The 15557-nt window shown below is 44.8% G+C and carries 10 protein-coding genes; 5 read left to right on the top strand and 5 right to left on the bottom strand.

The features are described 5' to 3' along the window. Positions 1-8 precede the first annotated feature (8 nt). From T426_RS25185 to T426_RS0113105, 4 genes are all read right to left on the bottom strand, one after another. Positions 9-2447: an ATP-binding protein gene (locus tag T426_RS25185; RefSeq protein ID WP_025863855.1), complete on the bottom strand. Its 2439-nt coding sequence runs from the start codon at positions 2445-2447 to the stop codon at positions 9-11. 262 nt (positions 2448-2709) lie between these two features. Then, positions 2710-3660, bottom strand: coding sequence for a polysaccharide deacetylase family protein (locus T426_RS0113115; protein WP_025863856.1), 951 nt, complete (start codon positions 3658-3660; stop codon positions 2710-2712). A 110-nt stretch (positions 3661-3770) separates the two neighbouring features. Then, the gene (locus tag T426_RS25180) at positions 3771-6389 is read right to left on the bottom strand and encodes a PAS domain S-box protein (RefSeq protein ID WP_025863857.1); all 2619 of its coding nucleotides are present in this window, start codon (positions 6387-6389) and stop codon (positions 3771-3773) included. A 383-nt stretch (positions 6390-6772) separates the two neighbouring features. Continuing rightward, a complete protein-coding gene (locus tag T426_RS0113105) occupies positions 6773-8659 on the bottom strand; it encodes a beta-N-acetylhexosaminidase (RefSeq protein WP_025863858.1) in 1887 nt (628 codons plus the stop codon). 365 nt (positions 8660-9024) lie between these two features. On the opposite strand from T426_RS0113105, the gene T426_RS0113100 reads away from it, so the two are divergent. From T426_RS0113100 to argJ, 5 genes are all read left to right on the top strand, one after another. Then, positions 9025-9822 (top strand): undecaprenyl-diphosphate phosphatase, encoded by a 798-nt coding sequence (locus T426_RS0113100; protein ID WP_025863859.1) that lies wholly within the window; start codon positions 9025-9027, stop codon positions 9820-9822. Positions 9823-10183: 361 nt separating this feature from the next. Further along, the gene (gene argB, locus T426_RS0113090; RefSeq protein ID WP_036984375.1) at positions 10184-11014 is read left to right on the top strand and encodes an acetylglutamate kinase; all 831 of its coding nucleotides are present in this window, start codon (positions 10184-10186) and stop codon (positions 11012-11014) included. A 2-nt stretch (positions 11015-11016) separates the two neighbouring features. Next, entirely contained in the window at positions 11017-12213 is a 1197-nt protein-coding gene (locus T426_RS0113085; RefSeq protein WP_027585815.1) for an aspartate aminotransferase family protein, read from the top strand. Beyond that, the gene (argC, locus tag T426_RS0113080) at positions 12206-13246 is read left to right on the top strand and encodes an N-acetyl-gamma-glutamyl-phosphate reductase (protein ID WP_025863860.1); all 1041 of its coding nucleotides are present in this window, start codon (positions 12206-12208) and stop codon (positions 13244-13246) included. Before T426_RS0113085 ends, argC begins: the two co-directional genes overlap by 8 nt. A gap of 103 nt (positions 13247-13349) precedes the next feature. Then, the gene (gene argJ / locus T426_RS0113075) at positions 13350-14561 is read left to right on the top strand and encodes a bifunctional glutamate N-acetyltransferase/amino-acid acetyltransferase ArgJ (RefSeq protein WP_025863861.1); all 1212 of its coding nucleotides are present in this window, start codon (positions 13350-13352) and stop codon (positions 14559-14561) included. 79 nt (positions 14562-14640) lie between these two features. On the opposite strand, the gene T426_RS0113070 is transcribed toward argJ, so the two are convergent. Then, a complete protein-coding gene (locus T426_RS0113070; RefSeq protein ID WP_025863862.1) occupies positions 14641-15474 on the bottom strand; it encodes a sulfite exporter TauE/SafE family protein in 834 nt (277 codons plus the stop codon). Positions 15475-15557 lie beyond the last annotated feature (83 nt).

Genomic DNA, 15557 nt, shown 5'->3' with positions numbered 1-15557 from the left:
GGCTTTTTTTAATCTTTCTCAGTTCTTATTAAAAAGCGAACCAGCTTAGCGTAAAGCTCAGCAGGATTAATGGGTTTGGTCATGAAGTCATTCATGCCTACACTTTGCGCTTTTCGGCGGGTTTCGTCCATTGTGGCAGCCGACAGGGCGATGATGGGAATTTTTTGGATTTTCTCATCCGATAGCTTCCGGATGTGAAGAGTCGCTTCCAGGCCGTCCATTTCAGGCATTTGAATGTCCATTAGAATCAAATCGTATGTATTGCGGCTGATCTTTTTCAGAGCAACCAAACCGTTTTCTGCCCGGTCGATGGTTAGGTTCCATTTCTTGAAAAGCTGGGTTGTGAGGTAGTAGTTGATGTCGTTGTCTTCTACCATTAACACTTTTTTATCGGTAAAATCGGCAACCGGTATGTTATCTGATTTCAGCTTCTGACGTTTGTCCTTCATGACCAGCTCCGGTGGAACTTTTTCCATCCGAAGGGTAAAGAGAAACTCTGAACCTTCACCTTCTTTACTTTTGACGGTAATGTTACCACCCATCAGATCGACGAGTCGTTTGCTAATGGTCAAGCCAAGTCCTGTCCCGCCATAGTTTCGTTGCGTACTCAAGTCAGCTTGTGAGTATAGCTTGAATATCTCCTTTTGTTTGTTTTCGGGAATGCCGATGCCCGTATCGCGGATTGAAAAGTTCAGATATACGTAATGTTCACTCTGTTTTTCCGTTTTTATCGAAATCCGGACCGAACCTTCTTCAGTAAATTTTACCGCGTTACTGGTCAGGTTATTCAAAACCTGAGTCAGCCGGGTTTTGTCTCCTTTTATCCATCGGGGAACGTCATCATCTATCTCTGAAACCAATTCCACACCTTTTGGCTTTGCTGATGGTCCGAAGGCACCAGTGAGATCTTCCACCAGGCCAGGTAGATCGATGATGGTTTTCTCTAGCTTGATTTTCCCTGCCTCAATTTTGTTGAAATCGAGGAGATCGTTAATGAGGAACAGGAGATTTTCGGCGGAAAATTTCAGCGTGTGCAGGTTCTTCAGTTGTGATTTGCTGGGCTTCTGATCGAGAAGTAAGTCGGTCAATCCGATGACGGAAGTGAGTGGCGTGCGTATTTCGTGTCCCATGATGGACATAAATTCCGCTTTCTCCCGCATGGCTTGTTCTGCCTGTTGTTTGGCAATCAGAAGATGTTCGTTCAGCGTCAACTGCTGTAAAATGATGCTGGCCTGATGTAACAACGGTTCGATAAGCTCTCTTTCAAGTGGAGCAGCGCCTTCCTGTTTCAGAAAGTGAATTCCACCATAGATTGACTCTTGCTGCACAATTCCTGCCGAGAATACATCGGTAATGGACAGTTGTTGTTCCAGTTTTTTAGCCAGCTCTTCCGGCAGATTTTGCCGGGTAATGGCTGACCAGCCATCTTTATGTTTTAGAATTCTGTTATGCGACAGGAAGTTTTGAATGTCCCGGGTCAAATTAAATTCCTTTTGAAAAAGATTCTCTCCCAGCTCCTCATTTATCTTGTCTATTCGTTCATCGGAAATGCCGGAAATGGCGTGAATTTTATAGTTCTTTTCTTCTTGATTGACCTTTAAGTAAACAGCCAGGTATCCGGGAAGATGCGGTTTCAGCATACTTTCGAGATAATGGAATACTTCATCGATGCTGTTTAACCGAATGAAATGCATGGCGGTACGTGCCAGTACGGTAATCTTTTCGCGGATAGCTCCAACGCGGCGCTCGCTTTTTTTCTGGTATGAAATATCGAACAATATGCTCAGGAAATTTCCTTTTTCACCGGTTGCCTCGCTTAGCAAATGTGAATGGGCAAGCACCGGAACAATACCTCCGTTTTGATGTACAAATTCCAACTCTGCCGGACGAATTTCCTGCCCTTTGGCCATTGCTTTTAAGCGGCAGTGAAGCTTTTGCTTGCTTTTGTCGGTTAGCAGGTTAAAAACGTTCAGTTGCTGAATGGGATAATCCGGAGGTAACCCCAGTTTTTTTAATCCTATTTTATTCAGATGAATAAGCTTTCCATCAGTTGTATATTGCATATAGATCTCCGGAAAATCTTCCAGCAAATCATGGATGGATATGTTTGCAGCTGCACTTTCTGATTTTTCGGTAAAGGGTTCTATGCTCAGGAGATTTACTTCGTTGTACCGAATTGCCTGGATTAACAACATTTTATCGTTCGTGCCGCGGATCAACTGTTTGGCTTTTCCATCATCTTCCAATTGATTGGAAAAATGTTCGTAATCAGCTGGAGTGGCAAAGAAAAGGTCAACCTTTTCGGGAACCTCTCCAAAAAGCTCACTGACCTGCAATGTGTACTCGACAATTTCTCCTTGTCGGGTTTCAATCAGCAAGCCGATTTGCGTATGCGGGGTGCCATTTACTCGGTGTCCGGGGGAGACTTTTTCTGGTTGATTTTTCATTACTTTTCAGTTCGGTATAATAATTTACAAAATGTTTCCGAGCTGGAAATGCGGCAATTACATAATTTTCCGGACAAGTGTGTTGATAACCTTTATCTGAATTAAGTATGTATTTATGGATGGTTATTGTTAATGTGTTGCAAATCAGTCGTAAATAAGACTGGTGGGGAGTTTTAGGGGACTACGAAATCTGGATTTTGTTTGTTAAAAAAAAGCAGATCAAAAGAGAGTTATTTCCCTGATGACCTGCATGTAAGGACTTTTATTGTTCATTTGCCGGATACATGACATTTTTAATTTGTCGCCAGGTAACCAGTTTGATGTTGTTGTCGGAGAGTAGTCTCTTCATTTTATCACTTGTCATCAGGTCATAATCATTTTGTCTCCATTGAGCGCCAAAATCATCGTGGTGGATCATCACTGCCCGGCTTTCATCATTGTCATAGGCCAAATGAACGATAATCTGGTTGAGGCCGGGCTGCATATTTTCGACAAATTCCCGATAAGGTTGTAGCCAGTTACCAGCAACAGGCGCCTGATTTAGCATGAACAGATGATCAACCAGGACGTTATCTTTGGCAATCTGTTCCAGAAATTGCGGAGCGGCAGCCAGTAGCATGTCTTTAGGGGCGAGGACGGGCACGCGGTATTCATGACCCAGTTTCAGCAATATTTGGTAAAAGGCCGGATTCACCATGACAGATCCCATATGATTATCGAAATGAGTGGGATGGATGCCAAATGCCATAGCCCGTTCGATTTGCGCACGTAGCTCTTTTTCCACCTCAGCCGGATTGGCCTTTGCCCCAAATGCTTCAACTGTCGGATAAAAATAGCCCTGTTTATTTTGTAATGATGGTACCAAATCGGCGGAGGTTACCGGTCCGAATTTGTAGTTTTCCCATTCGGAGGTAAGTGTAAGATGAATACCGATATCTGCTTTCGGATTGGTTTTGGCGAAAGAAGCGATTTCGGGAAACCAGGGACAAGGAACCATGATGCTTCCCGAGGTAATCCCTCCTTTGTTAAAAGCACTGATGACCGCGCTGTTAGTGCCGTGTGATAAGCCTAAGTCATCGGCATGAATGATGAGTAATTTGGCATCTTTGTCATAGCCCAGTTTTTCGGCGAGATTTTGTGTTTGCTGTGCAACGAGTCCCTGAGTACTCAGAGATAACATAAGAATTCCAATTAAGATAGTTTTTAGTTTCATGACGTTCTTAGTTAGTTTTCGGTCATGAAATTACAAAAGCCGGGGGAATTCCGGCAGAATTGGGAAAGAAACATTACGTTATATTGGTGTCGGCTCAGTTGAACTGCTTTTTAAAGCACATCTTCCGTTTCAAATGGGAGGTCGAAAAAGAACAGAGAACCCTGCTCGTTGTTTTTTCCCAGCCAGATGTCTCCGCCGAGCATGTGAACGTAGGCTTTGGATATGGCCAGTCCCAAACCGGCACCTTGGTGATTCCTGGTCCGGGCGTGTTCGGCCTGTATGAAGCGTCCAAAGATCTTGTCCCGCATTTCATTCGGAATGCCAATACCGGTATCCCGGACATAAAATAATATCCGATCGTCTTTATGGGAATAACCGAAGGTGATCTCTCCCTCTTTTGTGAATTTCAGGGCATTCTTAATCAGGTTCGTTAGAATCTGGTTAAGCTTTAGTTTATCCGTGTTAAACACGATATTGGTTCGATCACCCCTATTGCGGGTATAGCTGATTTTCAATCCTTTCTTTTCGGCTTCGGGCTTGAAGAAAGCAAGTAATTCCTTCATTAGCTCTTCGGCGTCGACCTTTTGTTTGTGGATAGTGACCTGTCCGGCTTCAATCTTTGATATATCAATCAAGTCACTAATGATGTTCATTAGTCGATTCCCACTTTCGTTGATGATTTTGAGGTACTCAAGTCGTTCGGTGTCGGTTTCCGATTCCTGAAGTAATTCCGAAAATCCCAGAATACCGTTCATGGGAGTCCTGATTTCATGAGACATGTTTGCCAGAAAGGCGCTTTTCAGGCGATCACTTTCTTCAGCTTTCTCTTTAGCCTGCTTGAGTTCGCGATTATATTTTTCAATTTGTTTGTGGCTGCGCGCTAATTCCAGTTCGGCTTGTTTTCGCTGGGTAATATCGATGATTGTCCCGATGTATCCCACGATTTTTTGGTGCATGTTGTATTCCGGAATGGTCATTCCCATCACCCATACAATGGTACCGTCGGGTCTGACAAACCGGTATTCAGCCCGCGAGGGTTGTTGGGTTTCCACACTGACATTCCAGTTGTATTTAACGGTTTGAATATCATCCGGCATAACCGCTTTCAGCCAACCGTTCCCCAGGGCTGATTGTTCGTCGATACCGGAAAGTTGGCACCACTGTGGATTCACGTATATTGTGTCTCCCTTTGCATCGGTGCGAAAAATACCTACCGGAGAATAATTGACCAATGTATAAAACAACCGTTCACTTTCCAGCAGTTTTATCTCCATCTGCAGGTGTTCAGTAATATCGTTGGCAAGAATTAATTCTGAAGGCCTGTGTGAGAATTCAATGCGCCGCGTGTAGGTTTCCATAAAAGCAACCTGGCCATTTTTTAACAGGAAAGCCCGAATGTGCACATGGTGAAATTTGGAGTATTTCCGGGAAGTTTCATCCATTATGCCGGCCGAATTGTCTTTTGGTTCTAAGTCGGAGAGGGATAGTTGCAAAAATTCTTCCTTCGGATATCCGAAAGCTTTAATGGCTGCATCATTAGCGGCAGTAATTTTATGGGTCTCCAGGTCATGAAGGAATACCGGTTGCGGGTTCTCTTCAAACAGTAACTGGTAGTTATTTCCTATTTCGGCAAGTTGCTCTTCTGTATCTTTCAGCCGGGTAATATTGATGGTCGTAACCAAAATAGCCGGCTTCCCATTCCATACAAAATCACTCAGCGATAATTCCAGCCAGATTTGATGCCCGGATTTGCTTATGCTTTTAACTACGGTTCGATCTTCAATGTCATTCTTGTTGATATTTTCAACAATATCGGATAGACACTGATATTCAACATGGTCTCTCCCAGCAATTTTAATGCATTTTGATTTTGACATTAGCTGCTCTTTCGGAAATCCCGTTATTTCTTCCAGCGCGTGATTGGCATAAACAACTCTTCTATCAGCTATAATGATGATACCGGAAGTTGTTGTTTCCAGTAGAGCTGCAAAGCGTTGTTCCGATTCCTGCAACTTTCGTGTGCGCTGATTTATTCTTATTTTCAGGAGGATGGAGATGAGTAAAACAAAAATGCCAAGCCCCGATACCAGCAATAAAACATTCAGATAATAATTGGCGTTGTGTTGAATGATATGAATGTCACTGTTACTGCGCACCCAAATTTCGTAGTTCTGGTTAAGCTTTGGGCTGTCATCACGTTGCGCCATAACTCCTGTAATGCTGACAATGTCTCCCCGGCTAAAGCGCTCGACTAATGATTTGGTAAAATCACTGCTAAATACCTTAACCTGGTTTTCTCCATTGTTGTATTCCAAGATCAGGAAGTCGCCCCGGTTCCCTCTGCCTTCACTGATGATGCGAGCTTGCAGCCTGATAAGCCTTCCTTCCAATTGTTCCAAAGGCTGAGTCGTTATTTCCAACGGAGACATGATTCTATCGTCCACCGAGTCAAGCATGGTAATCCTGGCTGAGTCGATTTCTGTTAGTCCCCAGTAATGGCCAATTTTTCCATATACGGCTATGCTATCACCTTCTTTTACAGGGAAGTCGGGGAAATTGCGGTCGTAGGCAATTATTCCACCAGTGGAATCTTCAAGGGCAATAATCATCTGACTCTTAACGAGTAGCCTGGACGGAATGGTGACTCGACCTGTAACCTTTACCCATTGACCCAGGCGGTCGGGAACGAAGTTGCTGTCGCAGTCGGCTTTGGCTTCACCAATAGACATAGTTTTGACTCCATCCTGGCAAAGTGCAGGCTGAGTAAAGACAAAAAATGTCAGAAGCAGATAGACTAATATCAGTAATCTGTTTTTCAAATGGTGGTGACGTTATGCGTGCTAATTGTTCACTGTTTTCCCCTTGTATGCCTTCTTAAAACGATGAAAGAATACGATTGTTTAAATATCAAAATAGAACTTCACTACCATCGGTTTAGGTTTCTTGATTCATTGCGCATGCAGTCTGTTGTCAACACTACAATAACGCGTGTATGCGAGAAATATTATGTTATAATCGGGTGTATTGAAGATTAAAGGTTGAATTAAAACAAAAGGGTTGCGGAACCAATATGCTCCGTAACCCTTTTATTTATTTTCTTGAAAGTCGTTATTTATTTCCCGGCCCGTGCTTCGAGCTGATCTCTTTTCAATGTGATGAGGTGTCCAATGGGGTGTCCATCCCGGTAGGTAATTGCCCTAAGTGTAATAGGACCATCCGGTAATTCGACCGGACCGGTGTATTTGGGGCAGAAATTGTCGGGCATGGTGTCATCGATGGTGTAGTAAATTACCAGATTAGGGATTTCGGTGCTCATGACCAGCATCAACTTGCCGTTTTCCTTTTTGGTAGTAATCTCTGCATCGTATACTGCCTTGGAATAATTGATTTCTTCCACGTCGGCACGGGAAAACTGATTCTCCATCCGGCTGGCAAAGTTATTCCAGTTTTTGGCTGATTTAGGTGACCAGAAGACCTCAGAAAGGGCCCAGGCGCGTGGATAAGTCATATAATCCACATACCTGAACGTCGGGGTTTGCTCTGTCCATAAATTCCCCTGACCTCCGAGAATGTATTTGGGATCGACTCCATCTGGTACCGGCTCGAAACTATACGCTTTCGATACGCGAAGATTGGCATAAATTGGCGGGTCGACCGTTGGGTCGCCCTGGCAGTAATCGAGATAGGCGTATGTGGTCGGAGTCATGACTACTTCGTGCTTCATTTTTGCCGCTTCAATACCGCCTTTCATTCCGCGCCAACTCATAACGGTGGCGTTGGGCGTGATACCGCCTTCGAGAATTTCGTCCCATCCAAGTAACCGTTTACCTTTCGATTCCAGAATTTTTTCTACCCGGTTCATGAAGTAACCTTGAAGCTTTTCTACGTGGGTAATGTGGAGTTTCTTCATGAGTGCCTGGCAACCCGGATCTTTTTCCCAATAGCCTTTGTAACACTCATCTCCACCAACATGAATGTACTGATTGGGAAAGAGTGCAGCCACTTCCGTGAATACTTTGTCAAGAAACTCGTACACCTTTTCATTTGATGGATCAAGCGTATTGTCAACAAACATCTGGAAAGTACCGTCGTCATTCCATTTCGCAAAATTTGAACCCGGATTTACTTTCACACTGGTATCCTGTGTACAGCAGAGTTCCGGATACGAAGCAATCGCAGCCATGCTGTGGCCCGGAACATCAATTTCGGGAATGATGGTGACGTACCGCTCTTTGGCATACTGAATAATTTCCCGGATGTCATCCTGCGTATAATAACCGCCAACGGTTGCTTTCTCGCCGGGTTTCGGAGCTTCCCGATCGCCAAAATGTCCTTCGCGTTTTACCCGCCACGCGCCTACTTCAGTGAGCTTCGGTAACGATTTGATTTCGATGCGCCATCCGTTATCGTCGGTCAGGTGCCAGTGGAAGGTATTGTATTTGAACCGGGCCATCTGGTCGATGTATTCTTCCACCTGTTTTTTGGTAAAGAAGTTGCGACTCACGTCGAGCATCAAACCACGCCAGGCAAAACGCGGGTAATCAGTGATAGATACTGACGGGACATTCCAATCTCCAGCGGTTTTTACTTTGCTCTCAATCTCTTTCGGGAATAATTGCAGGAGTGTTTGCATTCCATAAAACAGGCCAGCTGGTTTATTGGCGGCGACAACAATTCCTTTGGGATTTACATTCAGGGTGTAACCTTCGTCTCCCAGTGTTTTGTCTTCTTTTGAGTTGATGTTGAATTGAATGGTTCCGCCGGTTCCCTTCTTCGCCTCCAGGTTAAAACCAGTTGGCGTATTGATTTTTGCCGTGAGCATATTCGCGACATGTTCCGCATTAGGCATGTTGTAGGTGACAGAAGATGCGGGTGTGAGGGAATAAAATCCGTCAGCCGGTTCCACATTGACCGGTTCAGGAATCAGGTTCAGACTGTTTGTTTGCCCGTTAACAGTCGCAACTGTCCAGACAAGCAACAGTAAAAGCAAGTTTCTCATCGTTTTTATTTAATGGATTAATAATCAGTTGAAGATTAGGTCTGCGTTGTTGAAAACGAACAACGTTGCCGATAAATATAGAAAATGTTCAGAATGATCAGGCAGGTTTTAGAAAGGTTCTTGTCATCACAACAAGGTGTCAAAAATGTATTTGCCAGAGCTGGCTATTGTGTACGACTTCATTCTTTGCTTCAACCGGAATCGGGTAATCATTGCCTGGCTTAATTCTTTCCTAAATTTCATAAGTGATGAGTTATCTTTTCATCCAGTTTTGTATTTTAGGCGGCGCTTGGATGGTCTTCCATTTTGTAAGCTGTTTTTTCGGTTAACCGGAAATAATCACTAATGAACAAATTTCGTTTTCCATGACAGATATTATTAAATCCATTATCCTCGGTATTATTGAAGGGATTACCGAGTTTCTGCCGATTTCATCTACGGGGCACCTTATTATTGCCAATCAGTTTATCTCTTTCGAGGAGAGTTTCACCAACATGTTTGATGTGGTGATTCAATTGGGCGCTATTCTTTCTGTAATTTATTATTTCCGAAAGGATATTATTCCCAAAAGCCTGAACATTGCTGAAAATAAACGCATTTTCGATATTTGGTTCAGGGCGGCTGTCGGAGTGGTACCTGCGTTGATATTGGGAGCTGCCTTCGGTTCCTTCCTGGAAGAAAAATTGTTCAATCCGGTGGTGGTTTCTACCATGTTGGTGATTGGCGGTTTGGTTTTGATTTTCATTGATCGGAAAGACCGGCCTTCCCGCTTTCACGATGTGGCTACGATGGATTACAAAACCGTTCTGCTTATCGGTTTGATTCAGTGTATGGCCATGATTCCCGGAACATCGCGTTCGGCGGCTACCATTATTGGTGCGATGTTGCTGGGAGCTGACCGGAAAACGGCAGCTGAATTCTCCTTTTTCCTGGCCATCCCGACCATGATTGCGGCTTCCGGTTACTCGTTGTTGAAACATCACGCTTCGTTGAATAGCCATGATTTGCTTGTGCTGGGAGTTGGTTTTGTTGTTTCTTTTATTGTGGCATTGCTGGTCATTGCTTTCCTGATGAACTTTATTCGGAAACACACTTTCCAGAGTTTCGGTTACTACCGGATTGTGCTCGGAATTGTCATCCTGGCCTGGATATTTCTTTGGTAAAACAACCTTCTTTTTCAACTAAAATATTTGCCCCGTTTTCTTTCCATTTTTGATGGAGGATTCGGGGTATTTTATTTCGTTTTCGCTGCTTCAATTTTTATTGGAATTTGGTTCCAATTGGTCCTAAAATCCTTTGATTTTTGAAAAAATTTCAATTCCGGTAACCCGCTCGCAACGATACCGCTACAGTAATTTCCATGCTTGCCAAACGGCGCCGCTTATGGCTAACTGCCGAATTATTAGTAAATTTGCATTGTTTTTATTCAAACGTCCGGTTGAAAATCGACCATTTGACCGGTCTCAAAATTGCCTTTCACCAGTGCATGAAAATTGCATTCAGAAATAAGAAAATCGAAAGTTTATGATCAAAAAGAAAAAGCCTGTAATTCTGTTTAAGTACGGCGGGAATGCTATGACCGATGACGAGCTGAAGGAACAGGTGCTTGAGCATATGTGTTCGCTGACAAAAAAGGGATATCATGTGGTCATAGTCCATGGAGGAGGACCGTTTATTAAAGACATTCTGGGAAAAGTTGGCGTTGAATCGGAATTTATCGATGGTCACCGTAAAACTACGCCGGAAGCCTTAAAATATGTGGAGATGGCGTTGAAAGGCGAAGTAAACGGCAGTCTGGTCAATCTGGTCAATCGTATAGGATACAAAGCGGTTGGCCTTTCCGGAAAGGATGGAAAAATGGCTGTTGCAACCAAACGGCTTCACCGGAAGATGGTTGACGGAAAATGGACGAGTTTTGATCTGGGACAAGTGGGAGACGTGGAACATATCAATCCGCAATTGCCCGAATATTTGTTGAATGATGGGTACATCCCGGTCGTCACTTGTATTGCGTCGGATGAAGATGGAAACGACTACAACATCAACGCCGATATGTTTGCCGGTCACCTGGCCGGAGCATTGAATGCCGAGCAATACATTGTCCTGACAGATGTCGATGGCTTGCGGATGGACAAAGACAAACCGGAAACGCTCATCGACAAACTGCATGTGGCGGAAATTCCGTCATTGGTTGAGGATGGTGTTATTCAGGGAGGAATGCTTCCGAAGATGGACGCCTGTCGCATTGCGCTGGCTGACGGAGCCGGTTCAGCACGTATTATCAACGGAACCCAACCCGAACAGATATCAGACCTAATCGGGAAAAACCCGGTTGGCACAACTATAATCAAATAATCATGACGTTAAAAAACAATCAGGCGTATCACGACGTCGATCAGAAGTATTATTTACAAACTTTCAGACGATATCCGATTGTTCTAGAGAAAGGAGACGGGGCAACCGTCTGGGACGTGGAAGGTAACCGCTATGTGGATGCTTTGGCTGGCATCGCGGTGAACAACGTGGGACACAATCATCCCAACGTGGTGAATGCTATTCGCGAACAGGCCGGGAAACTCATTCACATCTCCAATTTCTACCTGAGCCGGCCACAAGCGGAGCTTTCGCAGAGGCTGGTAGAAATGTCCGGCCTCGATCGCGTGTTTTTCAGTAACAGCGGTGCCGAGTCGGTTGAAGGAGCGATTAAAATTGCCCGAAAATATGCTCACAGCAAAGGACATGGCGGAACAGTCATTTCCATGAGCGGATCATTTCATGGCCGAACACTGGCTACCATTGCTACGGGTAAGAAGGCGATGCAGGAAGGATTCGAACCCATCCCGCAAGGTTTTACTCAGGCCACTTTTAATGATATTGAGTCGGTTAAGAAGCTGGTTGATACGGAAACAGCTGCCATTATCGTCGAACCCATTCAGGGAGAAGGCGGAATCAACGTGGCCGATAAGCAGTTTATAACGGATTTGCGCGCCCTGTGTGACGAAAAAGATCTGGTGCTCATTTTCGATGAAATTCAGTGTGGGATGGGACGGACAGGCCGTTGGTTTGCGAAAGACTATTATGGCGTGCAGCCCGATATTATGACCCTGGCCAAAGGACTTGGTGGCGGTGTTCCGGTAGGAGCCATTCTCTCGAATGAAGAAGTAAGCCAGGCGCTCAACTATGGTGACCACGGAACAACGTTTGGCGGAAATCCGCTAGCTTGTGCTGCTGCACTGGCAACCATTCAGACCATCGAAGAAGAGAACTTATTGAAAGCAGCCGTGGAAAAGGGAAAATGGCTGAACGATAAACTATCGGAATTGAATGATTCTTCCATTAAACAAATCAAAGGCAAAGGTTTGATGGTCGGTGTTGAATTCGATTTCGAAACGAAACCGCTGGTGGCTGAAATGTTGAAGAATGGTGTGCTGGCGAACGCCACCGCCGGAAATATCCTGCGTTTGGTGCCGCCATTGAACATCACTTATCCGGAGCTCGAAGAAGTGCTCAGGGTATTGAAGATTTCGTTACAAAATTTAAGAGAGCATGGGTAAGAAGAAAAGAATAGGCATCATAGGAGCCACCGGATATACCGGCTCCGAACTCGTCCGCATTCTCGTTAACCATCCGGAGGTCGAGATTGCACTGATTACTTCCGAAAGTCGCGCCGGCGAAAAATTCTCGGACATCCATACTTCCTTCCGGGGAATTGTCGATATCGTACTGCAGCCGGCTTCTCAGGTTGAACAGACTGACCTCGACCTGGTTTTTTTGGCATTGCCGCACGGAGTTTCCATGGATTTTGTCAAAAAGTATCATCAGAAACCTTTCAAGATTATTGATCTCTCAGGAGACTTCCGACTCGATTCACCGGAGATTTATCATGAGTGGTATCAAAAGGGGCATGTTTACAAAGAAGGTTTTGATAGTGCCGTCTTCGGTTTACCGGAATTGAACCGCGAACATATTAAGCAATCCGAACTGGTAGCCAATCCTGGGTGTTTTCCTACAACTGCGATTTTGGGATTGGCACCGCTGCTCAGTGAAGGCATGATTGAAAGCCGCGGAATTATAGTGGACTCCAAGACCGGCGTTACCGGGGCAGGGGTGAAGCCCAAAGAGGTAACGCATTTTCCGAATGTAAACGATAATTTCAAGGCTTACGGCCTGAAGAAACATCGCCACACCATTGAGATTCAGGATACCTTGAATAAACTCTCTTCCGATGAGGTAAATCTGCAATTTACACCGCATCTGCTACCGGTCGACCGCGGGATTCTTTCGACCATCTACGCACGTCCTGTAAAGGAGGTCACCACTGCTGATTTGAATGCATTGTATTTGCGCTATTACGAAGGTCATCCTTTTGTGCGCATCACACCGGAAGCTCCGTCTATCAAAGATGTGCGGGCATCGAATTATTGCAACATCTACATTACGCATGACGAGAGAACCGGGAATATCATGGTACTAAGTGTCATTGACAACCTGGTAAAAGGAGCCGCCGGTCAGGCCATCCAAAACATGAATCTGATGCTGGGATTCGATGAAACTGCTGGATTAAAGCAGGCCCCGCTGAATCCATAAACCTAATATAATGTTCCGTTATTCTGAAGAGCGTTTTTATGAGCCTCTTCTGAAAACGATGAAAAATGTACTTGCAGAAATGGAGTCAAAACAACGAAACACGATGATTAAGAATATTACGAATGTAAGGGGAATCAAGTGTTGGGGGGCGCACATCGGTGTGAAGTCGATGCGGCGTGACCTGGCCCTTATTTATTCGGAGGTGCCTGCCAGTGCCGCTGCTGTTTTTACGCAGAACCAGGTAGTTGCCGAGCCGATAAAAGTATCGCGCAAGCATATTGCAGACGGCAAGGCGCAGGCTATTGTGGTAAATGCAGGAAATGCCAATGCATGCACCGGTGAACAAGGTCTCGCAGGAGCCGAAGCCATGGCAGAAACCTATGCCAGTGAACTGGGGATTGACAAGGATTTGGTACTTGTTGCATCGACCGGAATTATTGGCGAACCTTTTCCTACCGATGACATTGTGGAAGGGATCAAGGAAAATGTAGACAAGCTGACGAATAAGTCGAATGCCGGGGCTTTTGTGGCCAATGCCATTCTTACGACAGATACCTTTGCTAAAGAGGGATTCATTGAATTCGATGTGAATGGTTATGAAGTAAACCTGGGCGGTATTGCTAAAGGTTCCGGTATGATTCATCCAAACATGGGAACTATGCTGGCTTTTTTGGTAACCGATGTGGCTATCGAACCCAAGTTGCTGAAACGTTTGGTGAAAAAGGCAGTCGACCGTTCATTTAACATGATTACGGTTGATGGTGATACTTCGACCAACGATATGGTAGTAGTATTGGCAAACGGAATGGCCGGGAACGAGGTGTTGACGAAGGAAAAAGATCCGGGCTGTAAAGTATTTTATGAAAACCTGGAGAACATGATGATTCACCTGGCCAAGCTGATTGTTTCGGATGGTGAAGGTTCATCGAAATTTGTGCAATACCAGGTCACTCATGCCCCTGATGAATTAACTGCCCGGAAACTGGTTCGCACGATTTCGGACTCGTCTTTGGTGAAAACGGCTATGTTTGGCCGGGATCCAAACTGGGGACGCATTATCTGCGCTGCAGGAAATGCCGGTGTTCCTTTCGATTACGAGAACGTGGATCTTTATCTCGGAGATGAAGAAACGCAAATTCAGGTGTTGGAGAAGGGAGTTCCGCAGGATTATGATCGTCATTACATGAAGAAACTTCTTCGCGAATCGCACATTTACGTGAAGCTCAATTTAAATAATGGACGTGCTACAGCAACTGGTTGGGGAAGCGATTTGACAACTGACTATGTATTATTCAATTCGGTATATACTACCTGATTTGGAAGGCAATCCGATAAATCATAATTTTATTTTCCCTCTGGTTTTCACACCAGGGGGATTTTTTTCGCTCTAGTGTTTAGTTGGTCTGCACCTGGATGGTAAACATCAATACTCCCAGAACCAGATAGACAATACTCATCAGTCTTGACAAGGATTTCTCGCTGATTTTACTGGCCTGCCGGGCACAGTAGATGCCTGTAAAAATAGCTGCCATCGCAATGGTCAGTCCGGCTGAAATACTCACGTTGCCCATGCTGGCATGGCCAATAACTCCAGAGGCGGCGGTTAGTGACATGATTAAAATGGATGTTCCAAGCGCTTTGTGGATGGGAAAGCGATTGACAAACAGAAGAATCAATAAAATATTCGTTCCTCCTCCGGCACCCATAAAACCCGTCATGAATCCACTTCCTCCGGCAAGCACTGCTGCTGCAACGTTACGCCAGACCGGAATATCTGGTATTTCTGTATCCTGTCCGTCACTGTCGTCACTGTGACGATCGCGGCGAATCCCGTTAATCCAGATGACAATGGCTAATATGATAAGAAGTGACGCGAATGATGAACCTAGTCCATGGTCGGGAATTTTATCAGAGAAACGTGCACCTACCAGTGCCATAATAATAGACGCTAATGCGACAAACCCGCCGGATTTCATGTCGATGTTCCCATTCTTGTAAAATGTATACGCTATGGCGAGTGGAGTGAGCACATCGACCAGTAAACTGGTACCAATGGCTTCGTGAATGGAAAATTTCAAAAGGAGGTGGATGAGGGGAACCACAACCATAACGCCCGAGGCTCCTGTGAGGCCGGTAACCAAGCCGGTAAAAATGCCGATGATAATCAGAAAAGCAATATCCATCAGATACTTATAGGTCAAAAAGACATTGGTGTGCCCTGTAAACATAAGCATTCTGTCAGGTAAATAAAAATCGAAAGAGCTGGTTGAATCGCTAAATCCTTGAGTCTTACCCAATGAATGCTTAAATT

Origin of the sequence: Prolixibacter bellariivorans ATCC BAA-1284, assembly GCF_000621705.1 — a bacterium.
GTDB lineage: Bacteria > Bacteroidota > Bacteroidia > Bacteroidales > Prolixibacteraceae > Prolixibacter > Prolixibacter bellariivorans.
This window is presented reverse-complemented; position numbering and strand designations above follow the sequence as displayed.

Bases quoted from the DNA above. Each gene is read 5' to 3' on its own strand.
- T426_RS25185 (WP_025863855.1), bottom strand. From the start codon at position 2,447: ATGAAAAATCAACCAGAAAAAGTCTCCCCCGGACACCGAGTAAATGGC.
- T426_RS0113115 (WP_025863856.1), bottom strand. From the start codon at position 3,660: ATGAAACTAAAAACTATCTTAATTGGAATTCTTATGTTATCTCTGAGT.
- T426_RS25180 (WP_025863857.1), bottom strand. From the start codon at position 6,389: ATGTCTATTGGTGAAGCCAAAGCCGACTGCGACAGCAACTTCGTTCCC.
- T426_RS0113105 (WP_025863858.1), bottom strand. From the start codon at position 8,659: ATGAGAAACTTGCTTTTACTGTTGCTTGTCTGGACAGTTGCGACTGTT.
- T426_RS0113100 (WP_025863859.1), top strand. From the start codon at position 9,025: ATGACAGATATTATTAAATCCATTATCCTCGGTATTATTGAAGGGATT.
- argB (WP_036984375.1), top strand. From the start codon at position 10,184: ATGATCAAAAAGAAAAAGCCTGTAATTCTGTTTAAGTACGGCGGGAAT.
- T426_RS0113085 (WP_027585815.1), top strand. From the start codon at position 11,017: ATGACGTTAAAAAACAATCAGGCGTATCACGACGTCGATCAGAAGTAT.
- argC (WP_025863860.1), top strand. From the start codon at position 12,206: ATGGGTAAGAAGAAAAGAATAGGCATCATAGGAGCCACCGGATATACC.
- argJ (WP_025863861.1), top strand. From the start codon at position 13,350: ATGATTAAGAATATTACGAATGTAAGGGGAATCAAGTGTTGGGGGGCG.
- T426_RS0113070 (WP_025863862.1), bottom strand. From the start codon at position 15,474: ATGTTTACAGGGCACACCAATGTCTTTTTGACCTATAAGTATCTGATG.